The organism is Parasediminibacterium paludis (genome assembly GCF_042651445.1).
Classification (GTDB): domain Bacteria; phylum Bacteroidota; class Bacteroidia; order Chitinophagales; family Chitinophagaceae; genus Parasediminibacterium; species Parasediminibacterium paludis.
Genome location: NZ_JBHSDC010000018.1, coordinates 73,918 through 96,702, shown reverse-complemented (window position 1 = coordinate 96,702; position 22,785 = coordinate 73,918). Strand labels below are relative to the sequence as shown.

The following is a 22,785-nucleotide window of genomic DNA, read 5'->3' as shown; positions in this document are numbered from 1 at the left end:
CATATCGGTCATTTAAAGTTAACATTTTTGTCAACTTTTAAATGAGCGAGATTCAGGGGAGCTTACACAATATCGCAACGCTCTGCGAAACTAGCAGTTTCGCAATAGCTATTTAGTTGCTTTTAGCAACAAACATCATTGCCAAAGGCAATACAATGCAACTACGAAACTACAAGTTTCGTAGAGCAGGGTTTCGTAGAGCAGGGCTATCTCCCAAAAACTGTAATCAATGGAGCAACAAGTTGTATAAAATCTTTCATAAGATTATTTGGAAGTTCATTTGAGAAAGTTACCTCAAATTCAGAACTAAGAATTCCCTCATTAGTCATTTGATTATCTACAAACTTGAGGTTGATGTATTCTGGCTGATCATTTGGTTTTTGTTGAAAGAAAGATATGTATCTATCTTTCATCGTATTTATTTCCTCTTCAAATTTTTCTTTTTTAGAGGATAGATCTTCGATATTTTTTGATGATATTATGCCTTTTAGGCTATTTAATGATTCCATTTTCAAGTTTATTTTGTTTAACTATAGAAGGTTTAACGTTCCAAAACTTAATTCTTATTCCAAAAGGTTTAATTATCTGTAGTATATTATTTCCTTATATAAATTAGTTTAATTTCAAATATTTTGATTTATCTTAAAATTAGTTAAAAATTTTGAAACCAAATGAAGGGGTTTAATTATAAAAATAAATGTGATATTTTTTAAAAGACTGGACTTCTCAATTAAGTCTGCTATGCCAGGTCCATGGGTATAATACCAACTTGTGAATTCAGCCCCCCACTTTCGCTTTAGTAGCCATTCGTCTCGAAAAAATCGTAGGTCAAGAACTACAGGGTGGTCGTATTTCCCCATAACAGCTGTTGCAATAAAACATTCCGTCTTGCTAATTTTTTTTGCTTGTGGATCGAATTTTATCACATGCTTTAATAAGCTATCTCCTAGAGATTCGATTACTTTATACATCTGATTATAAACTGCCACACTATTATTTTTATCAACACGCCCACCTCTTGCTGCAATTCCAGAAATTGCTGCTTTTTTAATTCCTTTGTGTAGATTTTTATAGTCTTCAAATAAAAATTTCAATTGACTCTCGCTTAAATTACAAAAATCAATTAAAAAAATCGTTGATTGAGCTTTACGATCTACCATAAATGAAATATGTTCCGGACCAAATTTAGAGAAATGATTAATTATAATATTAGTATAATTATTTAAAAAAGGAATTATTTCTTTAGAAATTCTCATTGACATGGATTTTCTATTAGGTGCTGAATTCAATGCTCTTTTTAAGGTGGCAACACATTGGTTTGAATTAAGCTTTCCAACTGTTGACGAAAATAATTGAGATAGTCCTTTTTTATACCAAGCCTCAAAGAAATCGGGGTCTATTTCTAGACAAGCGTTATAATAGCTTATTGCTTCATCGTAATTTTCACCTTCAAAAGCAATTTCAGCTAATTTAAATTTATTTCCTTGTTGATTTAACACTTTAATTTTATTCTCAAAGCTGTTAGTTTCAATTTTCAAGGAGCTACTACAGTATTGACACTTATTATCAAATGTTTCATTTAGTGCCCCGCAAGCTGAACAGTTTACTTTCATGTGCTATTATTTTACTTGTTGTATTAAAATCTAATCACTAAATAATTTTAAGTAACTTATTTGGTAGGTTACAATTGCTTTAAAAGCTCGTTTTTCTTTTTGTCAAATTCTATTTGAGTAATGGCACCAAAATCGAGAAGTTCTTTTAGTTTCTTGATTTTATCTGAAATACTACCATTACTTGCTTGTTGAGGGAGTGAATTTATTAAGTTTGGTAACATTATTCCCATTCCAAGCCCCATACTAAATCCTAATGATGTACCAATTTCATCATAGTTATTTGTGACATTCCCGAATGCATTTGCAATTTTAAACTTCATATAATGATCAAGATTACCTACTGCCTCCATCCCGCTTCGAGCATCAATCATTTTTTGAACATCGTCAGAAACTGAGATTGACTGAATATAGAAGTCATGGATTTGTAAACCAAGGGCTTTAAAATCAATTTGCAATTCAGTATGTAAAATTAGATTTAATTCATTAATTCTTTTTGAAATGTCAAAAACAGACTTTAACACATTGCCTAAAATAGTGTTGAGTTTAGAAACAATAATCCCTTTTAAGTATTCTTCAATTGATTCTTTAGTATACAATCCTTTTGTTCCAACTACCTTTTTTACAAATAATCTTGTGTCATTTATTTGAATAGAATAACTTCCAAATGAACGCAAGCGAACAACTTCTAATTCTGTGTCACGAAACAAAATTGGTTCTCGTGTTCCCCATTTGAGATTTACGAATAATTGTTTGCAAACAAAAACAACTTCAGCTCTAAATGGTGAATTCTTGCCATAACCTAAAGAAGTTATCCACTTACCGATTAGAGGTATATTTTGTGTTTTTAAAATATGCCTAACCCTCACCGAAAATGTCAAATACTTTTCCATCTCTAAAAAAAACAGCTTCTTGGGTATCTCTGACAGTTAGTTGTGACCCCCAAATTATCTCCAAGTATCCGTCATCTGGAATCCTTTTGACTAATACACTTCCACTATTATCTAAAAATTCAATTACATCCATTTCGATTTAATTTATGCTTTTATTTAAAACTCTTGCAAGAACTTTAAAACTACAATTATTTCTTTTGAAATACTCGCTAATATTTTGAAAGCATCAATCTTTCCTTTGAAACACTCGCCAGATTTTTGAAAGCACAAATCTTTTCTTTGAAATGCTCGCTAAAGCTTTGAAAGCACCGATCTTTCCTTCGAAACGCTCGCCAGCATTTTGAAAGCACTTTTTTTTATTTTGAAATACTCGCCAGTGTTTTGAAAGCACTACACTTTACTTTGAAAAACAATAATCCTACAATATAGGAAAATAGCGCTCGTAAATAGGTGTGTCTATTGTTTTAAAGAATATTAAGCTATCTGGTGTTACTACCATTTCTGCCCCAAGTGGTTTTATAATTGCTCTACCGCCAAGTAATTTGTTGCTATTTAATTGCTGCTCAATACCTGGGTGCAAATGCACAAGTTGTATTAATAAATTACGGTAAGTGCTAGCAGATGCAGCTATGATGTGGATGTTTACCTCGTGACCAAGAATTAATAACTGCAAAAAATACAAGCCCGTTTGCTTTTTACGGGTAAGCACTAAGTGAAACAATTCATCTATTACCACTATAAGGTAAGGAAAGTTAATAGACTTGTTTTTTGCCTTTTTCCGCTGCCTAAATCTGTCTAGCATTTCTTTATAAAGCCCAGTAACAAACGCATCTTTACTGCTACTCATTTGCGCTTCTTCTTGGTTGTAAAGCATGGTGTGTAATGCTTGCGCTATTATGGCATTATCTATAGTGTTATTGGTATTATTTAATGCAATAGCTAGTTGAACTTTATTGGTTAGTTGCCAATGCGCTATTTGCTGAATGACTTGTTGTAACAATATTTGTAATTGCCTTGCATTACTAACCGATACAAATAAATGCGGTAAGCTCGTTACATCTTTTACCACTAACGTATCGTTACTAGTTTTGCCAATAGGAAAGTTTAGGGGCATTATAAAGAATAAAAAAAATAATAGAATAATTATTCGCAATCTTTAAAATTCCATCTATCATTTTCAAAATAGCAAGTGACATATTTATTAATATTGTTAGGATATTCAATTTTTAGTACTTTGTTTCCATAAGGAATAATTTTTACTTCCGATAAGTTTTTTTCGCTCAAATACATTTCAAATTCTTCTTTATGAGCTTCAAAGGCTTTATTCCATATCAATTTTGAATAGATATCTGCGTTGTTAGAGTTAATTTGGTTTGTGTTATTTAATCTCACATCAATTGTCGCTCTATTATTAAATTGAAATTGTACTGTATCTTCATATTTAAACTTTCTAGAGTTCTTTATTATAAATATGTTTGATAGTTGAATGCCAATCAACGATTGAATTCTTTTCACTTCTGTTTCCTCAATTTTAATGATTGTTTCCTGTTGCATAATTTGATTTTTTACTATGAATATTAAGATATTGAACTATAGCATTAATTGAAGAATTGCAATACTTCTTTTACCTTTTGCTTGAATTGAAATAATTTTTGCTCATTTTCAGAAATATGCTTAAAAAATTCTGATTGATTATTGATAGCGACTTTTGCATTAAAAGTTCTTTTATAAATCATATTCAAATCAAAATCAGAAAAGTTAATTTCATAGACTGGTGAGACTATTCTCAGGAAAAAAGGTACTCCTGATTTTATTTTTGTAAATCCATTTTTATGATAGTTATATTTAAATAAATTGTTAGTATCAGGGTGATAAAACTTATAATAGATTGAAAAAAACATTTTGAAAGTGTCCTCAAAAATGTTTGCTATGGAAACTTCTTGATTAAAATAATTATCCAAATATGTTGTATTAGTTAGTGACTCATTAAGTTCTAGGCTAGTTTTTAAAAAATCGTGTGAAAAAAGAACATAGCCATTTTGAATGATACTGTACTTATAGTTCGAAAGATTCCATTCTGAACGTTTTTTTCTAGTATTTATATTGGATTTTATTAAAAAATCTTCAGACTCAAACTCTATAAAAAAGTTAGAGAGCGAATGACTTAGTATTTCTTTTCGTAACTTATTAATAACTATTTCATTATAATCTTTTAGTTTCAATGTATCGATTCTCTCTTTAACTGAGTTTTTAATAAAATTCACTTTTAAGTTAGCATCACCATCATATATGTTGCTTGTATGTTTAGTTTTCTTCTCTTTTATTATCTTAGTGACTTGCTCATCCACCTCTTTCATTCCTAAGCCTATTAATTCCATAGGTGTTTCAACTTCTTTTACTTCTCCGCTTTTTTCATCAATAATTGTTTTAGTTCTATTACTTACTATTACACCATCAAGCGTCCATTCTCTGTCTTGGCTAACTAAACCATGCGTTTCCCAAAGTTTTGCATTATCTAATATCAATGCAGATGAACCATCAGGCTTTTTTCTTATTGCTCTTCCAACCATTTGCATGTAAAGGGCTAATGATTTAGTTGGACGAGCAAGTTGCACAATTGAGATTTCTGGGCAATCAAAACCTTCAGTGAATATTTGAACATTGATTAGAATATTAAATTCCCCATTTTTAAATTCTTTAATTATTTCTTCCCTTTCTGCTAAGTTTGTTTTACTGCTTATACTTTTGGCTTTAATGTTTTTTGCATTAAACCGGCTTTCTATTTCATTTGCATGTTTAATGTTTACAGCAAACACAAGTGACTTTTTGTTGTTGCCATATTTCTCATAGCTTTCAATTAAATCTGCCATAATTCTTTCATCAATCATTATGCTTGTCAATTCGCTTTCATCATAGTCTTGAGTTTTTTTATCAATTCTTACATTTCTTAAATCAGGTGACGAAGTAGCGAGATGCTTATAGCTAGCAAGGTCGCCGTTTTTAATAAACTCTTTGATTGTTAAAGATTTTACAAGAATCTGAAATGAACTTCTAAACCCTTCCCCATTTAACCTAATGGGTGTAGCCGTAACACCTAAAAGTTTAGCATTTTGTTTCTCATAAAATTGTATTATCGTTCTGTAAGATTTAGCGTTTACATGATGGGCTTCATCAACAATTATTAAAGAAACATTTTTTGGCCATTCGTTTGTAGCTCTCCTAATTAGAGTTTGAACCATTGCAATTTGGACAAAACATGCTTCATTGTTATTTATTTCACCCCCTATTATTCTTCCACAAGGTATTTTAAAATGTATGAGCCTTTGTTGAGCCTGCGACAGTAATTCTTTCCTATGTACCAATAATAAAATTCCTAATTTCTTTCTTTGTTCAGTGCCTTTAGTAAAAAATAAATCTCGTTCTCTTTTTATAATTTCACAGAAAACGTGAGTTTTACCTGTCCCAGTAGGCATTTGAACCATAACATTTTTATTTGTTTCAAAAGCTCTAAATATATTATCTACAACATCTATTTGATATGGATATAAAGTCATAATTATTATAGCTTTAGTTATTAGTTTAAAATCAAAAGATACCCGCTATCATAAATGTTACTTTCTCTTCTTATCACTCGTATCTGTGTTCACCACTACTGTTAAAATTATCATAGTAATAAAGCCAATTGCCAAAGCGCAAAGGGTAACAATTTTTAAAATGGCTTTAAGGGTAATGCGTAGCCATTTAGTTTGTATGGCAACAGTCATGGTATTAATGCCATTGTTAAAGAAATTGCCAATAATTACAAACAAGATGAAGAAGCTAATAATTGAGAGGTATATCATGGTTGTGGCAGTTGGCTTTGTAGGTATTCAGTTGCTAAAGTGGTAGTGTTTACAAAGCTACAAATACATTTTGCAATCTATTTGCATACATCTGTTAAGGTTTATAAAAAACAGGTACTGTTATCACAAACAGTACCTGTAACAAAGCTTTGAAACCCTCGCCCACATTTTGAAAGCCCGTAAACAGCAAGCTATTTAGGTGTGGTAGGTGGCGGTGGTGGCGTATGGTAGTGTCCGCTGCTATGTACCGCTTTTTTAATGGTAGAAAAGCTAAACAAACTTTTCTTGGCAGATTTCTGCTTTCTATAAAAGTCTAGCACTAGTTTAGAAAAATCTGTCACTACAGATTTATAAGTGGCGTTAAGGGCAGCAACGCCTTCGGTAGTTATTTCTTTGCTAGTACCTTTATAGATTTCTTGGGTAATATTCTGTTTGCTAAAGGTATCGGCAAAGCCTAATAAAGTATCTAGTATTTCGGCTTTAATATCTTTACTAGCTGTTATTTCTGCTTTTACTTTGGCGGTTAAGTTGGTTTTAAACTGTGATAATAGTTCTATTAAAGCTATTTGGTCTTTTGCCTGTGCTTTTTTGCCAAAGGCTGCAAAACCGAGTTGGGTAAGCAATTCACTTCGTCTTGTGGCGTCTTTTACAGCCATGTTTAATCGTAAATGCACGGTTGATAATATTGGCAAAGCTTCTGCCTGAATGGCTCTAACAATAGCGGTGGCTTCGCGTTGGTCTTTTTTAGGGTCGATACCCAAAATGTCTGTAAAATCTTTGTCTACCCTAGCTTTTAGGGTACTAATTAATTTGGCATTCCAGTTCTCATTTTCGGCGGTTAGCTCGGGGAGGTGGTCTTCTGCATTTTGTAGGATAACAGAGAGCGTGGTAAGCATGACAGCATCTTTGGCGCTGTAGCTACGTTTTAATGTTTCTTTTGACATAAATTATAATTTTATATCACACTAAAATATGAGATAAAATTATAACTAAGAAAATATTTTTTATTAAAAAGTATTTATATTGGCAAAAAATGCAGAAAATAAAAATTTTAATGAATTATTTGCAGTCGTCTAAATAATAAAAGCGACTTATCATTGCAAAATACCCTACAATCAATGAGACCATCTTGCGAAGACTTACGCCCTTATTGGCTTACGTAATACTTAATTTTCAATAATATGTACACATATTAGCGATAGCGCAGAGAGTAGCTATTATTGCAAATAACCACGCATTTCTACTTGGTATTGCTTCGCTATTTCAGCGGCTTCTGAGGCAAAATCTTCTTTACCGCTAGCGTAAATAATGGCTCGGCTAGCATTAACGAGTAAGCCACCATCTTTATTTAACCCAAACTTGCTCACATCTTCTAAGCTGCCGCCTTGTGTGCCTACGCCTGGTATCAACAGGAAATGATCTGGCACAATGTCTCTAATAGCCGTTAAATCGCTAGCTTGTGTAGCGCCTACCACAAACATGAGGTTGTCTTTTGTGCCCCATTGTGCAATGGTGGCTAATACTTTTTTGTACAAATATTCGGCTGTGTTGCCCTGTAAAAGGGTTGGTACAAGGTTGTTATCGTTTGAGGTATTGCTAACGATTAATTTTTGAAAATCATTCGCCCCTTTATTAGACGTTAAGCCCAAAACAATGGTAAACTTATTGTCGTATTCTAAAAAAGGGCGTACACTGTCTTCGCCCATATAAGGCGCCACAGTAACGGCATCAAAGGGCAATGTTTCAAAAAAAGTTTTGGCATATTGGCTAGAGGTATTGCCTATATCGCCTCGCTTTGCGTCGGCTATTTTAAAATGGGTATCGGGAATATAATGGAGGGTTTCTTCCATGGCTGCCCAGCCTTTTAAACCCATAGCTTCGTAAAAAGCGGTATTCATTTTATAGCTTACACAGTAATCTTTCGTAGCGTCAATAATGGCTTTGTTGAATTCAACCACTGCATTGGGGTGTTGCTGTAAGTGCTTTGGAAGCTTGGTAATGTCGGTATCTAAACCTACACACAAATACGATTGTTTTGCTGCGATTGCTTGTACTAAGGCTTGCCTATTCATGCCGCAAAAATAGGCATCGCACTAGCAAGCAACAAAAAAGCCTTACCAACAATAGTGGTAAGGCTTTTTAATGGGGTATTCTGTATGATTATTTACCAGCAAATAAATGCACGGTTACTTGAACATCGTTAGCTACCATACCTGCACCGTAGTTAATACCAAATGCAGTTCTATCTAAACTAAAAGTTGCCTCTGCAAATAATTTAGTTGCATCGATACCACGAATGCTAGCAACAAATTTTACTGGTGCAGTTACACCTTTTAAAGTTAAATTACCTTCAATTTCAGCTTTATCAGCACTTGTATATTTCACGCTAGAAATAGTATAAGTGGCTTCTGTACCTTTACTGAAATCGAAGAAATCTGGAGATTTTAAATGACCTTCAAGTTTAGCACCAGCTTCGTCAGTTATTTTCAAAGAAGCTAAATCTATTACAAAGCTACCGCCAGTGATTTTACCAGCTTCTACTGTAACAGAACCGCTTTTTAATGAGAAATTACCTGGGTGGTAACCAGCTTTTTTTGAACCAATAAATTCTACTTTACTTGTAGCAGTGTTTACTGCAAATGTGTCAGCAACTTTAGTAGTAAATGAGTAGATACCTACTGTGCTAGCTACTAGAGCGATGGCTAAGAAAACTTTTTTCATAAAGGTTTTGTTTAATTTTTTGTTTTATAATTCAGTTGCAAAATAAACCAACTAATGTTACAACAATGACTCTCGACATTATTTTTTCGATTTCGATAATCTAATGCGTCTTGTTTAACACTCATTTGTAAATTTTGACGTTTGTTTTACAATTTAGTTAGCAAAATTGTTCTGAACAAAACATCTTCACATAAGTTATTTTTTTATAACACAAAACTACTCGATAAGCCTTCGCTACAATTGGTACCTACCATCACTTCAAATTCGCCTGGTTCTACCAGAAACACACCATCGTTATTATAAAAACCAAGTTCTTTATTGGTGAGTGTAAACGTAATGGTTTTTGATTCGCCCGCTTTCAACATCAATTTTTCAAACCCTTTAAGTTCTTTAACAGGCCTTACTACACTTGCAAATTTGTCGTGAATATATAATTGCGCTACTTCTTCGCCCGCTACCTTGCTGGTATTGGTAATGGTAACACTTACTTTAATATTCGCTTTGTCGGCATCGTTTACCGCAAGATTGCTATAGGCAAATTTGGCATAGCTTAAACCATAACCAAATGGGTACAAAGGCTTGTAACTTTCATCCATATAATGCGACCAAAATACCAAATCTTTTGGCCCCGGACGGCCTGTACTGTAATGGCTATAATACAGTGGCTCCTGCCCTACACTTCTAGGAAACGTCATAGGTAATTTACCTGAAGGGTTATAATCGCCAAATAATACTTGCGCCACCGCATTACCAGTTTGTGTACCAAGCTGCCAAGCTTCAACAATGGCAGGCAAATGTTCATCAGCCCAAGTAATAGCCAATGGACGACCATTCATTAGTACCAAAACGATGTTCTTATTAACCTTATATACGGCTTCAAGTAATTGCTGTTGCACGCCAGGTAAGTCTAGCTTACTTCTACTTCTACCTTCGCCACTTTGAAAACCATGTTCGCCCAAAACCATTACCACAACAGAAGACTTTTTAGCCAATGCTATCGCTTCTGCAAAACCAGATGTATCTTTTTCGTTAATGTTCAATTCTTCAATAAAAGAAGTTTTACCAATCACAACATCTGCACCTTTAGCATAGGTAAAATTGCTGGTATATTGCTTCAAGCCTTCTACTACAGAAATGGCCGTATTATCGTCGCTACCAATGCGCCAGCTACCAAGCGGACTGTTTTTATCATTTGCCAAAGCACCAATAACGGCAATATTTTTTTGGGTTTTACTCAATGGCAAGAGGTTGTTATCATTTTTTAATAATACAATTGATTTTTTAGCCATATCTAGCGCCGCGGCTTGATTTTCAGCATTAAAAACCATTGTTTTTTCACGCTCAGCACTACAGTATTTGTAAGGATCATCGAATAATCCAAGTTCAAATTTTACACGTAGAATACGCTTCACCGCATCATCAATTACAGCCATACTTACTTTGCCTTCTTCTACTAATTTTTGCAGATGCCCCACATAAGCATAAGATTCCATATCCATATCGCTACCAGCGTTGGCAGCTAGTTCTGCTACTTGTTTTAAATCTTTAGCATAGCCATGGTCAATCATTTCGCCACCAGAACCCCAATCGCTTACTACAAAACCATTAAATTTCCATTTGTCTTTCAAAATATCTCTTTGCAAAAATTTATTAGCCGTAGCCGGTATACCATTTAATACGTTAAATGAATTCATAAAAGTGCGTACACCCGCATCTACTGTAGCCTGAAAAGGTGGAAAAATAACATTGTATAACGTAGAAGTACCTACATCTACGGTGTTATAATCTCTACCGCCTTCTGCAAAAGCGTAACCGGCAAAGTGTTTAGCGCAAGCCACTATGGTATTATTAGCAGCTAAATCATCGCCTTGAAAGCCTTTTACACGGGCTGCGCCAATTTTAGAACCCAAATACACATCTTCGCCAGCGCCTTCCATTACTCGGCCCCAACGCGCATCACGGGCAATATCTACCATTGGTGCAAACGTCCAGTTGATACCCAAGGCAGATGCTTCAATGGCAGCCACTCTTGCAGATTTTTCGATGGCTTTTAAATCCCAGCTAGCCGCTTCGGCTAAAGGAATTGGTGATAAGGTTTTATGACCATGAATGACATCGAAGCCAAACATTAAAGGAATACCGAGGCGCGATTCTTTTACCACAATCTCTTGCAGTTTGCGCACATTAACACTACCTTGAACATTTAATACAGCGCCTACAAGTCCCATTTTTAAATGCTCATATTTCATTTTGGCATTACCTTCTTTAGGTACAGGCCCAGTTATTTCCCAAAAGCCATTGTATTGATTCATTTGACCCACTTTTTCGGTTAAAGTCATCAATTTCAATACAGAATCTACCCTTTTATCAATATTAGTAACAGAAGAATAAGCTTGTGCTTGTACCATATTGGCAAAGGCAAATACACTAAGCAAACACGTGAAGAACCATTTTTTTGGGATCATACAGCAAAATTTAAAGAAAATAAACAAAGAAGCAATAACCGCAGACGATAGGCCTGCAGTTATTGCTATTTAAAATAAGTACCATCCAATTATATGACTTATTGATATACTCTAATATAATCAATTTCCATTGTTCCGCTTGTAAAGGCAGGATCAACAGTACCGCCAAAATTACCGCCCATAGCCACATTTAAGATTAAGAAAAAGTTTTGATTAAACGGTAAAGATTGATTGTTTGGAATTGAATTAACCAATTTACCATCTACATACATACTGATGGTAGTAGCGCCCCACTGTAATGTGTACAAATGGAAAGACGTGGTTAAATTTTGTACGGTTATATTTTTACTAATTGCATTACCACCAGAATTACCAGGATAATGGAACGTGCTGAAAATAGTATTAGGATTATTACCTACATATTCCATAATATCCATTTCGCCACAAGTAGGCCAGCCTGCGGATGAGAAATTATTACCCAATGACCATATTGCTGGCCAAACACCACCGCCTGCAGGCAGTTTTGCACTGATATCTATTCTACCGTATTTAAAACTATATAAACCACTCGTTAATATACGACCAGATGTATAATTACTACCGTTGTAGTTTTCTTTAATAGCGGTTATTTTTAATGTACCGTTAGAAACGGTTACATTGCTTGAACGATTGGTATAATACTCTAGTTCATTGTTGCCCCAGCCGCCAGCACCTAAATCGTATTTCCATTTTGTAGGATCAGGCGCACCATTTGTATTAAATTCATCTGACCACACCAAGCTACCAGTTACATTAGTAGCTGTTTTAGCCACGGTAACCGTTACAAATACGGTTTTAGAAATAGTAGCCCCCGAACTGCTTGTAGCAGTTACAATTACGGAATAAGTATAGGTACCCAATACTTGGTAGGTGTAACTTAATAAACCAGTGGTTGACGTTAGTGTTGTGCCATTACCCAATTGAAAACTATAAGAAGTGGCATTATCGGCGGTAGCAGTAAACGCGACATTACCACTGCTGTCAACACTTACATTGGCCGTTACTTGCAAATTAGAAGGTGCACTTGTATCGGTATTATTTTTTGCACAACTAACACTAATGATGCAAAACACGATAAACAGAAATATATTTACTTTTTTCATTTTTTATTTTATTGAGCTTTAAAAATTTGATACCACGCATTGCCATCAATACCTACATTTCTTAACATTAAAACACTACTGCTTAAATATAATATTTCGTAAGTAGTACCACCTGTACCAAAATTTAAAATACCATTTCCTGGAACTGAAAATTGAATACCTGTAGAATTACTAGTATTAGAACCTGAAGTAGCATTACCAAAAGATAAATTTTGTGTACCGCCAGTAGCAACTGGATAACAGCCGTCGCTACCACCAGCTTGACCATAAAAGCCTAATGCTGCATTAATTAAAAATGAAGAACCAAAATTATTAACGTTAACAGTAATACCATTACCTACTGATGTAAATGTGATGGTACTTGCATAAGCACATGCAGGCTTTTCGTTTGGACCAGCTTTGTAATAATCGGCTGTGAATGTGGCAAGTGGGCCAACACCAAAATGACCAACTGTATCTTTTGCTATTTTCCATACTTTACTGGTGCCGTTGGTTAAACCAGTTACAATGTTTGAAGGGATAGCAAAAGTGTACAATACTTTAACTTGTTTGGTGGCTGTGGTACTTGCACCGCCAGTGCCAATTGCTGTTACAGTAATGTTATACACATTTGTATCTAATTTGGTATATTTATAGTTGGCAGTGTTGTAAGGTGTTAATACCGAATCACCATTACCAAAAAATATTTTATACTGTATCGCATCAGTAGCATTAGCAGTTACGGTTACAATACCAGAACCGTCGCCATTAGGTGAACTTGTACTTGCGCCTTGAACAGCTGTAGTAACTGTGAGGTTGGTAGGTGTTTTAATACTGCCAAACGAATATTCAGTTTTTTTACAACCAATAATAGAAGTAACTATTACCAAAACAAGTATTGACAGATATTTAATATACTTTTTCATACTATTACATTTAATTAGTTTATAATAAAATCACATTGTCCCAATAAAATACTTTACCAGACCCTGCTACATTGAAGTCGAAAAAGATAGACACTAAGTCGTACTTATTGGCGCTACTAAATGCAGGTGTACCAGATGAATTTTTACTAAAATCGAATGTTAATGTTTCCCATTGATTGGCTACTGTTGTTAAAGCATCGGTTTCAACAGAATAACCTGCATTTGGCCTTGTGTGATCATCCAATTTTAGTTTTATATCAAGACCAGCCGCTGGTGAGTACACCATGACAGTCATTTTATTTTTAGTGGTAGTAATTGGTATTAGCGTTGCAAAGCCGAGAGGAGTACCTACAGTAGTTCCAGCCCAAGTTTGTGCGCCACTGGTTTTAATCGACTTCATGACGTGGTTATTGGCATTTACAGGATCGGTAGTAAATGTAGAAACATTGCCACCAAAGTCAGACATTGTATAATCTACTGTTGTACTTTCAAATGTGACTGGCAAATTTATTTGCGATAATACTGGCGGTGCAGATTGCATCTGCAAATTATCCCAATAAAATACTTTGCCAGAACCTCCTGTATTAAAATCGAAGAAGATAGATGCTAAATCGTAGGTATTGGCTGCACTCCACGCTGGAGTACCACTAGCTGGTTTTGAAAAGTCAAAAGTGAGTGTTTCCCACTGATTGGCTTTAGTGGTTAACACATCTGTTTCTACAGAATAACCAGCATTTGGTCTTGTGTGGTCGTCTAATTTTAATTTAATATCTAAGCCTGCTGCGGGCGAATAAACCATTACTGTCATTTTATTATTAGTAGCAGTAATAGGTATTTTCGTTGCAAAGCCTAATCCTGTACCTACAGTTGTGCCAGCCCATGTTTGTGCGCCGCCAGTTTTAGTTGATTGCATCACCCAGTTATTAGCATTGGTAGGGTCTTTAGTTAAAACAGAAGCATTGCCACCAAAGTCAGAAACGGTATAATCAACACTTGGATCATCAAATGTTACTGGTAAATTGATTTGGTTTGCGACTTTTATTGTATCCGTAATTTGAGCAGTTGCTGCACCACCGCTAAGTGCTATAACTGTAATTACATACTTGCCAGCAGAAGGATATTGGTGTGTAATAGATTGTCCACCCAAAACTGATGCAACAGGCAATGGATTTACATTTAATGAATCACCAAAATACACTTTAAAATAAGTAGCATATAAAGCCGTTGCTGATAAAGTAACTGATACACCTGAGGTTGATACGTTCAGCTTTAAATTTTGTGGCATTCTGTACGAAACAGTTAAAGTTTGTGATGCAGTTGCTGTTTTGCCAGCTACATTGTATCCTACCACTTTTACCGTATAAACGCCTTCGGCATAGGTGTGATTCACACTTTTACCAGCTGGGATATTCACAGGCGAAGCATTGTCCCCAAAATATATATCGTATGATGATGCACCAGTACCATTGGGTGTAATGGTTACCAAACCAGTATTATCTTGAGTAATGGTAAACATGGTTGATATATTACTTGGCACGGCCGCCGTCTCAATAAACGAAGTGTCGTTATAGTTATTTTTTGTACATGCAGCTACGGAAAGTATTAGTAACATAGCTATTAAATATTTGAACTTATACATAGTATTTCTTTTTGTGTTACATTAATAATTAGGATTTTGTGTAAGTCCTGACACAGTAACTTCTTGCAGCGGAATAGGAAATAATTCATTTTTGCCCGCTTTAAAGCTTGGTCCAAGTACCGTTGCGGCTTGTCCAGTTCTTACTAGGTCAAAAAAGCGTTCACCTTCCATACCAAGTTCTAAGCGTCTTTCGTTCAAAATAGCAGTGTACAAAGCAGAACCCGTAGCCGTTACATCTTTACTAGCATCCGAAACGCTAAAAGCACGTCTACGAACTTGATTTAAATAAGTTGCTGCCAAGGCATCGTTTGGCGTTGTACTTTTATTTAAAGCTTCTGCAGCCATTAATAACACATCTGCATAGCGAATAATTCGCTGATTATTATCGTAGTTCAACTCTGGCTGGCCTGACGTTTCACCAAGTCGTGGCAAATATTTTTGATTATATAGTCCTGTATTTTTATATGGCGCAATTTGATACGTAATATTATATTGTGGATTTGCCGCTTTGTACGCTTCAATATCTAAACAAGTAACGGCTTTGCGTTGGTCGCCTGCTGTATATGCGTTGGCCAGACTTTGTGTTGGTAAATTTGTGCTCCAACCTGGTGCGTAAGGCATACCATTGGTACCGTTCAATCCCCTAATGCCACACTGTTGAACTGCATAATTACCTTGCCCTTGCAATACATTTGACCATTGATAATAAGGTGACGCATTGGTATATTGTACTTCAAAAAGTGATTCTGGTCCATTTTCGCCACTTTGTAAAAAGATAGATGCAAAATTTGGAACCAACGTAAACGCACCTGAAGAAATAATACTTTGCAATACCACTGCTGCAGAATCGTATTTTTTCTCGTATAGATATACTTTACCCAATAACCCTTGGGCGGCGTATTTCGTAATTCGGCCTGGTTGTGCAGTTACTACAGGTACAGCTGGCAGCACAGCTATCGCACTTTTTAAGTCTTTTTCTATTTGGGTATACACCAAGGCTTGTGAAGTTCTTGTAAGCTTTCCAGAACTGGCAAAGTCTAAACGTTTGTCGGTAAACAATGGTACATCGCCAAACATTTTTGTAAGTGTAAAATAATAATAAGCTCTTAAAAAATACACTTCGCCATACATGGCATCTTTACCTGTGAAACTGATATTTTGACCAGCAGGATTTGCATCTTTATATTGTGTTAAATAGTTCGCACGATTAACACCTTCGTAAGCATATTGCCAAATATTGGCTAAGGTACCATTAACAGGTGTTAAGGTATAATCATCTATTTGTTGTAAATCTAATACATCAGAAGCACTTTCACCACCAGACACAGCATTATCAGAAGCGATATCGCCAATTGGTACCACTTGGTTTAGCCATTGTAAAGGTGTATAAACGCTGATACCCATTGATTGATAATCGGAGGCAGATGTTAAGTACTGTTGTGCAGTAATTAAATAGGCATCACTAGGGCTATATGCAATAAACTTTTTGCATGAAGCAATAGCAGCAATCAATGCAATGCTTATAAATATTTTAAAATAATTTTTCATTATATGTTTTTTTTTATTTATTAAAATTTAACATCAAGACCAAATAAGAAAGATCGAGCTTGTGGGTAAGCACCATAATCTACACCAGTTGATAAAATACCACCAGATATTTCAGGGTCGTAGCCAGAGTATTTGGTAAATGTGTAAAGATTTTTTGCCTGCGCATAAACTCTTATACGTGTAGAACTATTCTTAAACAACTTGCTAGGCATTGTGTAACCAAGTTGTAGATTTTTAATTTTTACGAAAGAGCCATCTTCTACATATCTATCTGAAACCCTTGAGTTATTATTCGCATCTGTAAATACATATCGAGGTGTAGCAGCATTATTAGTAGTACCAGGTCCGGTCCATCTACCTAACACACTTCTAAATTTATTGGTATAGTTGGCATTTCTTTCATAAGCTCTAAAAATATCATTGCCGACAGATGCATAAATAAATGCTGTTATATCGAAGTTTTTATACTCAAGATTAATATTCCAGCCAAGTGTAAACTTTGGAAAAGGATTACCAATTTGCGTTAAATCTTTACTATCTATCACACCATCATTATTAACATCTACATATTTTATATCGCCAGGTTGTGCGCCAGATTGTTTGGCTGCTTTTGCGATATCAGATTGCGTTTGAAACAATCCATCAGTTTTATAACCCCAAAAAATACCTGGAGAATAACCCTTAGCAAATAATGTAGCCGATTGAGACTGACCGTTAAAATAATAGCCACCAGGAATTTGCGCACTATTATCAGTATTTGTAGCTGTTACTAAACTCTTGAAAGTAGTGAAAGTAACAGAGGTATTTAATTTTACACTTCTAGCAATCATGGTATTGTAAGTTACCGTTGCGTCTAAACCTTTTGTACTGGTAGAACCAATATTAGCTGTAGGTGCAGGTACCGTACCTAAATACAAAGATTGGGTAGGCGTAAATAACAAACCATCAACATTTTTTTGGAAATAATCGGCTGTAATAGATATTTTATTGTTTAGCAATGTGATATCAAAACCAATATTACCTTGCTTTTGATTCTCCCAGCCTAATAATGGGTTTGACTGTGATGATATAGACGTACCAGGATAAAATATATTTCCAAAATTGTAACCATTACTATTGCCAATAGTGCTGTAAGGCCCACCGGTAACAACATTGGTGCTTTGTGGGTTGGTATTAGCATCGCTACCAACAGTACCATAGCTACCACGAAGCTTTAAAAAGTTAATAAATTTAGATTGGAAAAATTTTTCTTTTGATACTACCCAGCCTGCTGATCCAGAAAAGAAATTACCAAATTGTTTATCTAAACCAAAAGAATAAGAACCATCTCTTCTAGCGCTAAATGACGCCAAATATCTACCTTCAAAATCGTAATTCAACCTTGCAAAAGTGGATACATTTTTAGATTTATACTCGTAATAATAACCCGAATTAGCACTAGGATTTGTTGCTGTATTGGTACCAGTAGCAGCGGTTAGATCTGCAAAAGTCCACGAGTTAAAAGGTACGTCTTGCTTTGACGCACCAATTTGGTTGCCATGGTTTCTAAGAAAATTGATACCAGCAACTACTTCAAAATGATTTTTTTGTTTAATATCAAATGCATAATTAGCAAAAGATTCTATTCTGTAATTAAAATTACTATTTCTGGTAGATGATACAGAATTATGCTTACCAAGTACTGTAGAACCATCTGCGTTCATGGTATTATCTACATTATTAATACCGTAGAATACCAAAGGCGTAAATGATTTGCCATTGTCGTTATAATCGGTATAGCCAAAACGAGAAGTAAGTTTTAAATTTTTTATAATGTCATATTGAAATTCAAATTTACCATACAATTTTGCCCCAGTATTCTTATTGTACGTATTATCAAGTGTCGTTAATGGATTATGTACTTCGGCTAGAATTAAGTTACTAAAACCATAGGTACCAACAGTGTTAGGCACATTGTTATACACTGGAACCGTAGGATCGAAATTCAATGCTGAACCAATAACACTATTAAATGAATTTTCAGCTACACCTTTTGAATTTAATAAAACAGCTGTTGTATTTAATATAAATTTCAATTTAGGCGTTAATTGAAAATTAAGATTGGCAGTAAAATTTCCTCTTGAATAATCCGATTTGGATTGACCACCAACAATACCAGACTGGTCTGCATAAGACGCTGATAAGAAAAAGGTTGTTTTTTCAGAACCACCCGTAGCAGTTACAGAATGATTTTGGAAAGGTGCTTGTTTAAAAATTTGATCTTGCCAGTTGGTACCAACACCCAAAGCCGCCAAATTAGGAAAAATAACTCCCCCACCAGATAAAGTACTTCCTTCATTTACAATGGCACCATATTCTGTAGCATTTAGTACGCCAATAGTTCTAGCAACTTCTTGATAGCCGTAAGAGCTATTAATAGACAACTGTGTTTTTTGATTTCTTTTACCAGATTTAGTAGTTATTACAATAACACCATTACCACCTTTTACACCATATATAGAAGTGGTAGCGGCATCTTTTAAAATATTAATCGATTCAATATCAGATGGACTTAAAGAATTAAAATCTACCAATGATTGTTGTACACCATCAATAACAACTAATGGATCAGAACCAGCATATGAAGGAATACCTCTGATAAAGACCGTTGGTGTAGATCCCGGCGAACCGCTTTGAACCACAGTTACGCCCGATGCCCTACCCTGTATGGCATCTTCTACACGCACTGCATTAATTTTTTGGATATCGCTTGCTTTTATGGTAGCAATAGAACCCGATACATTGGTAATTTTTTGTGTGCCATAACCCACTACCACCACATCATTTAAATTATTAGCAGCATTTTCTGTTAGGGAGAAATTTAGAGGACCAGCATTGGTAACAATTTGTTTGGTGGTTGTTAGACCAACATAACTTACTACCAAAGTTGCACCTTTATTTACTGTGATTTTAAAAATACCGTTTCCGTCTGTTAAAACTGACTTTGTAGTACCTTGTACATTTACTGTAGCACCTACAAGTGACTCGCCAGTGGATTTGTTGAGGACTTTACCCGTCACAGATAAAGTTTGTGCCATAATTTGTTGGACAAATCCAGCCAAAATAATAGCAACGCATAGCAATGCAAATTTCAATTTCATAATGCAACCGTTTTAAATGGAGAAAAAATAATAAAGCAAAGCTATTAATGGCTACTACAACACAATAAAAAGAATATCCTTCAATACTACATCATCTCTTGAAAAATGAGTTCTAGTTAGGCTTTTTTACTACATCAATAGTACATCAATAGACATTTTTGCAAAGACTAACTAAGTAAGCTGACTTCTTAAAATCTATTATTAACTGTTGTGTGCATGAATAATAGGTTAAAAAGGTATTCACTGAATTATAAGTCTCGTTTTGAAAATAAATTAACATTTATTATAAATCGTAGAGCTACAAATTGCTACAGAAAAGACTATAAAAATACTCTTGACACACCCGCAATATTTATAACTATAGCTAGGCATTTTAAAACAATAAAAAAGGCATAAAGCTTTTATTGCTTTATGCCTTTGAAGGGTTTAGTTAAAGTATGCCTTGTTTTTCGTAAATCGTTATTAATCTACCAAAACTTTGCTTGATTTTACAGTGCTACCATCTTTTAATACTAAGAAATAGTTGCCTTTTGCAATATCAGATACAGAGATTTGGATATTACTATTTGATTGTTGGCTAGTTAATGCGATTGTTTTTACAGTTTTGCCATCCACATTTACCAAGCTTAAACTAGCATTGCTAGATTGAATCGTTTGTAACGCAACCGTAATTTTAGCTCTTACAGGGTTTGGATAAAACGCAAAACCTACTGCATCGTTATTACCGAAATTTACAGATGCGGTGCTAGAGTATACAAATTTACCATCGTTGTCAACTTGCTTTAAACGATAGTAATTAACACCATTCAAAGGGCTATTATCTATAGCACTGTAAGATGCACCATTACTGCCGCTAGTACTAGCATTTACAAATTGCAATTGATTCCAAGTAATACCATCTGCGCTGCGCTCTACTGCGAAACCTTTATTGTTTATCTCAGATAATGTTTTCCAGCTTAATTGAGCCGTTGAACCAACTTTTACAACATTAAATGCTGCCAAGTTTACTGGTAAAGTGGTTACTGAACTAAAATAAACATTATCAAAGAAAACTGTACCGCCGCCTGCACCGCTATTGTCTAAATCAACAAATAATAATTGAGCTATATGTCCTTTAGTAGTTAATGCTGTCAAGTTATCAAGGTTTACTTCAAGGCTATTCCAAGCACCCTTAGTAAGCGTAAAGTTTTTAAGATCTTGAACAACTGGTCCAGTAGCATAAACGCCTGTTGGGCCGAAATCAACAAGCTTCACAGCAAATGTTGTAATATCAGGCGTCCAAACGTCCACATGAAAAAATTTGCGGGTAGTAGCATCTACTTCTTTCGCTACAAACTCGGTACCAGAATATACTAAATTGGAATATTCTTTTATGGATACATTACCAATTTTATAAGGGTCGGTTAAAGTTGCATTGCACCAACTAGTTCTCCAAGTATCAACCGTATTATCTGTGTATGTTTGGCTACTGTTAAAAAGTGAATAAACATTTGCTGATGGCAATGTTGGATTAGGGGCAAGGGTTGTAGGGGCAGATTGACCCAAAACATTTACTGTTAAAACACCCGATACGTTCACACTTCCAAGTTTAGCTGTAACAGTAGCTGTACCTGCTGCAATTGCTGTCCCTATTCCTGTAGCATCAAAAGATACAATGCCAGCAGGTGTAGCTGAATAAGTAAAATAAGATGGAGCTAATGCACTCAATACTTCATTAGAACCGTTAACAGGAAAGGTAATAGCAATACCGTTTGGTTTGAAGGTGCCGCCAACAGCCTTGTTCTGTGTTTCAGTTGCTATCGAAGCTGTTGGGGTACCAATAATACCACCTGTAATGTTTTCATATTGGATATCTGCAAACCACATAGTAGCCCCATGATTAGCACCATCAGCCATATGCCATAAACCACTAAGTGCAGTTAACTTGGAAGCATCAGGTATAGGAATAATAAATTTTTGCCAAGTTGTTGTCATTGGAATACCTGCAAATTCAACAGAATAATTCGCATCCGAAGTATTGTTACCAAATCCAGCTTTGTCAAGAGTTAAAGCTTGACTTGCCTTAGCCCAAAAAGTTACTGCGTTGTATGCGCTAACATCTACAGGCGCAGATGCTACTAATGCACCACCAGAATAGTTTGTAGTTGGCATTACAAACTTAAGTGATGCCATGCCATTGTAAGTAGTTGAATTGTCAATAGAAACGCTATTTGTTGAACCACCAAAACCAATAAAAGTTACGCCTGTAGCGTAATTACCGTTAAAAACTACTTGCTGACCACTTACTTGACAGCAAAGTAAAAAAAAGGCGAACACCGATAGATAAAACTTTGTCATAAATTTAGATTTGAATTAAGAAATATTTAAATAAATAGAAAAGCTTTTTGAAATTATATTAAACCTCATAAAATGAATTTTGTACTCCCACAAATGTGAACAACTTTAAGAGATTCATGATATTCTGAAAACATGTTCCCCTAAACTAGTCACATACTCGATAAATTGTTTATAGACAAATAGTGAAAAACTAAAAACTTGTTAGCAAATTGATATTCAGTGATGGAACATCTAATACGAATTAAGCAGCTTAATAAAACTCTTACTTTTAAATAGAAACAATTATTTAAGTCAGTAATCATTAAACAAATTATCATGGCTTGGAAGTAGCTCTAAAATCTTTTTTAGATTTGGAGTTCAGCGATATAACTTTTTTTCATTTGTAACTGTTTTGAATTAAATGATTAAAAATAATAATCACGTCATCCACCTAACTGAACAACAGCTATTGGCAATACATTTGCAATCGTTTTTTCAGAAAGATGTTGTACCTGAAATACATCGGTAAAATTACATCCCAATCAATAGCAGCTAAGATTTATA

At 34.8% G+C, this 22,785-nt stretch carries 18 protein-coding genes; all 18 read right to left on the bottom strand.

Annotation, left to right across the window (positions count from 1 at the left end; genetic code table 11):
- Window positions 1-206: 206 nt before the first annotated feature.
- A complete protein-coding gene (locus ACFOW1_RS09795; protein ID WP_379013943.1) occupies window positions 207-509 on the bottom strand; it encodes a hypothetical protein in 303 nt (100 codons plus the stop codon).
- A 114-nt stretch (window positions 510-623) separates the two neighbouring features.
- Window positions 624-1,613, bottom strand: a complete 990-nt coding sequence (locus ACFOW1_RS09790) for a tetratricopeptide repeat protein (RefSeq protein ID WP_379013941.1) — start codon at window positions 1,611-1,613, stop codon at window positions 624-626.
- 68 nt (window positions 1,614-1,681) lie between these two features.
- Window positions 1,682-2,503 carry an SPFH domain-containing protein gene (locus ACFOW1_RS09785; RefSeq protein WP_379013940.1) on the bottom strand — a complete coding sequence of 274 codons (822 nt, stop codon included), beginning with the start codon at window positions 2,501-2,503 and terminating at the stop codon, window positions 1,682-1,684.
- Entirely contained in the window at window positions 2,469-2,636 is a 168-nt protein-coding gene (locus tag ACFOW1_RS09780) for an SPFH domain-containing protein (protein WP_379013939.1), read from the bottom strand. Before ACFOW1_RS09780 ends, ACFOW1_RS09785 begins: the two co-directional genes overlap by 35 nt.
- Window positions 2,637-2,921: 285 nt before the next feature.
- Window positions 2,922-3,617 (bottom strand): hypothetical protein, encoded by a 696-nt coding sequence (locus ACFOW1_RS09775; protein WP_379013938.1) that lies wholly within the window; start codon window positions 3,615-3,617, stop codon window positions 2,922-2,924.
- 29 nt (window positions 3,618-3,646) lie between these two features.
- On the bottom strand, window positions 3,647-4,057 hold the full coding sequence (locus tag ACFOW1_RS09770; protein ID WP_379013936.1) for a hypothetical protein: 411 nt from the start codon (window positions 4,055-4,057) through the stop codon (window positions 3,647-3,649).
- Window positions 4,058-4,101: 44 nt separating this feature from the next.
- Window positions 4,102-6,057: a DEAD/DEAH box helicase gene (locus ACFOW1_RS09765; protein WP_379013934.1), complete on the bottom strand. Its 1,956-nt coding sequence runs from the start codon at window positions 6,055-6,057 to the stop codon at window positions 4,102-4,104.
- 57 nt (window positions 6,058-6,114) lie between these two features.
- Window positions 6,115-6,345, bottom strand: a complete 231-nt coding sequence (locus ACFOW1_RS09760; protein ID WP_379013933.1) for a hypothetical protein — start codon at window positions 6,343-6,345, stop codon at window positions 6,115-6,117.
- 191 nt (window positions 6,346-6,536) lie between these two features.
- Window positions 6,537-7,289: a hypothetical protein gene (locus ACFOW1_RS09755; protein ID WP_379013932.1), complete on the bottom strand. Its 753-nt coding sequence runs from the start codon at window positions 7,287-7,289 to the stop codon at window positions 6,537-6,539.
- 273 nt (window positions 7,290-7,562) lie between these two features.
- On the bottom strand, window positions 7,563-8,417 hold the full coding sequence (pyrF, locus tag ACFOW1_RS09750) for an orotidine-5'-phosphate decarboxylase (RefSeq protein ID WP_379013930.1): 855 nt from the start codon (window positions 8,415-8,417) through the stop codon (window positions 7,563-7,565).
- Window positions 8,418-8,505: 88 nt separating this feature from the next.
- Window positions 8,506-9,066, bottom strand: coding sequence for a YceI family protein (locus tag ACFOW1_RS09745; protein WP_379013929.1), 561 nt, complete (start codon window positions 9,064-9,066; stop codon window positions 8,506-8,508).
- 203 nt (window positions 9,067-9,269) lie between these two features.
- Window positions 9,270-11,531: a beta-glucosidase BglX gene (gene bglX, locus ACFOW1_RS09740; protein ID WP_379013927.1), complete on the bottom strand. Its 2,262-nt coding sequence runs from the start codon at window positions 11,529-11,531 to the stop codon at window positions 9,270-9,272.
- 98 nt (window positions 11,532-11,629) lie between these two features.
- Window positions 11,630-12,673 carry a glycoside hydrolase family 16 protein gene (locus tag ACFOW1_RS09735; RefSeq protein ID WP_379013925.1) on the bottom strand — a complete coding sequence of 348 codons (1,044 nt, stop codon included), beginning with the start codon at window positions 12,671-12,673 and terminating at the stop codon, window positions 11,630-11,632.
- 8 nt (window positions 12,674-12,681) lie between these two features.
- Window positions 12,682-13,578 (bottom strand): PKD domain-containing protein, encoded by an 897-nt coding sequence (locus ACFOW1_RS09730; protein ID WP_379013924.1) that lies wholly within the window; start codon window positions 13,576-13,578, stop codon window positions 12,682-12,684.
- A 19-nt stretch (window positions 13,579-13,597) separates the two neighbouring features.
- Window positions 13,598-15,190: a hypothetical protein gene (locus ACFOW1_RS09725; protein WP_379013923.1), complete on the bottom strand. Its 1,593-nt coding sequence runs from the start codon at window positions 15,188-15,190 to the stop codon at window positions 13,598-13,600.
- 48 nt (window positions 15,191-15,238) lie between these two features.
- Window positions 15,239-16,765, bottom strand: coding sequence for a RagB/SusD family nutrient uptake outer membrane protein (locus ACFOW1_RS09720; protein WP_379013922.1), 1,527 nt, complete (start codon window positions 16,763-16,765; stop codon window positions 15,239-15,241).
- Window positions 16,766-16,785: 20 nt separating this feature from the next.
- Window positions 16,786-19,905 carry a SusC/RagA family TonB-linked outer membrane protein gene (locus ACFOW1_RS09715; protein ID WP_379013921.1) on the bottom strand — a complete coding sequence of 1,040 codons (3,120 nt, stop codon included), beginning with the start codon at window positions 19,903-19,905 and terminating at the stop codon, window positions 16,786-16,788.
- Between the two features lie 462 nt (window positions 19,906-20,367).
- Window positions 20,368-22,242: a T9SS type A sorting domain-containing protein gene (locus ACFOW1_RS09710; protein WP_379013920.1), complete on the bottom strand. Its 1,875-nt coding sequence runs from the start codon at window positions 22,240-22,242 to the stop codon at window positions 20,368-20,370.
- Window positions 22,243-22,785: the final 543 nt, after the last annotated feature.

Bases quoted from the DNA above. Each gene is read 5' to 3' on its own strand.
- ACFOW1_RS09795 (WP_379013943.1), bottom strand. From the start codon at position 509: ATGGAATCATTAAATAGCCTAAAAGGCATAATATCATCAAAAAATATC.
- ACFOW1_RS09790 (WP_379013941.1), bottom strand. From the start codon at position 1,613: ATGAAAGTAAACTGTTCAGCTTGCGGGGCACTAAATGAAACATTTGAT.
- ACFOW1_RS09785 (WP_379013940.1), bottom strand. From the start codon at position 2,503: ATGGAAAAGTATTTGACATTTTCGGTGAGGGTTAGGCATATTTTAAAA.
- ACFOW1_RS09780 (WP_379013939.1), bottom strand. From the start codon at position 2,636: ATGGATGTAATTGAATTTTTAGATAATAGTGGAAGTGTATTAGTCAAA.
- ACFOW1_RS09775 (WP_379013938.1), bottom strand. From the start codon at position 3,617: ATGCCCCTAAACTTTCCTATTGGCAAAACTAGTAACGATACGTTAGTG.
- ACFOW1_RS09770 (WP_379013936.1), bottom strand. From the start codon at position 4,057: ATGCAACAGGAAACAATCATTAAAATTGAGGAAACAGAAGTGAAAAGA.
- ACFOW1_RS09765 (WP_379013934.1), bottom strand. From the start codon at position 6,057: ATGACTTTATATCCATATCAAATAGATGTTGTAGATAATATATTTAGA.
- ACFOW1_RS09760 (WP_379013933.1), bottom strand. From the start codon at position 6,345: ATGATATACCTCTCAATTATTAGCTTCTTCATCTTGTTTGTAATTATT.
- ACFOW1_RS09755 (WP_379013932.1), bottom strand. From the start codon at position 7,289: ATGTCAAAAGAAACATTAAAACGTAGCTACAGCGCCAAAGATGCTGTC.
- pyrF (WP_379013930.1), bottom strand. From the start codon at position 8,417: ATGAATAGGCAAGCCTTAGTACAAGCAATCGCAGCAAAACAATCGTAT.
- ACFOW1_RS09745 (WP_379013929.1), bottom strand. From the start codon at position 9,066: ATGAAAAAAGTTTTCTTAGCCATCGCTCTAGTAGCTAGCACAGTAGGT.
- bglX (WP_379013927.1), bottom strand. From the start codon at position 11,531: ATGATCCCAAAAAAATGGTTCTTCACGTGTTTGCTTAGTGTATTTGCC.
- ACFOW1_RS09735 (WP_379013925.1), bottom strand. From the start codon at position 12,673: ATGAAAAAAGTAAATATATTTCTGTTTATCGTGTTTTGCATCATTAGT.
- ACFOW1_RS09730 (WP_379013924.1), bottom strand. From the start codon at position 13,578: ATGAAAAAGTATATTAAATATCTGTCAATACTTGTTTTGGTAATAGTT.
- ACFOW1_RS09725 (WP_379013923.1), bottom strand. From the start codon at position 15,190: ATGTTACTAATACTTTCCGTAGCTGCATGTACAAAAAATAACTATAAC.
- ACFOW1_RS09720 (WP_379013922.1), bottom strand. From the start codon at position 16,765: ATGAAAAATTATTTTAAAATATTTATAAGCATTGCATTGATTGCTGCT.
- ACFOW1_RS09715 (WP_379013921.1), bottom strand. From the start codon at position 19,905: ATGAAATTGAAATTTGCATTGCTATGCGTTGCTATTATTTTGGCTGGA.
- ACFOW1_RS09710 (WP_379013920.1), bottom strand. From the start codon at position 22,242: ATGACAAAGTTTTATCTATCGGTGTTCGCCTTTTTTTTACTTTGCTGT.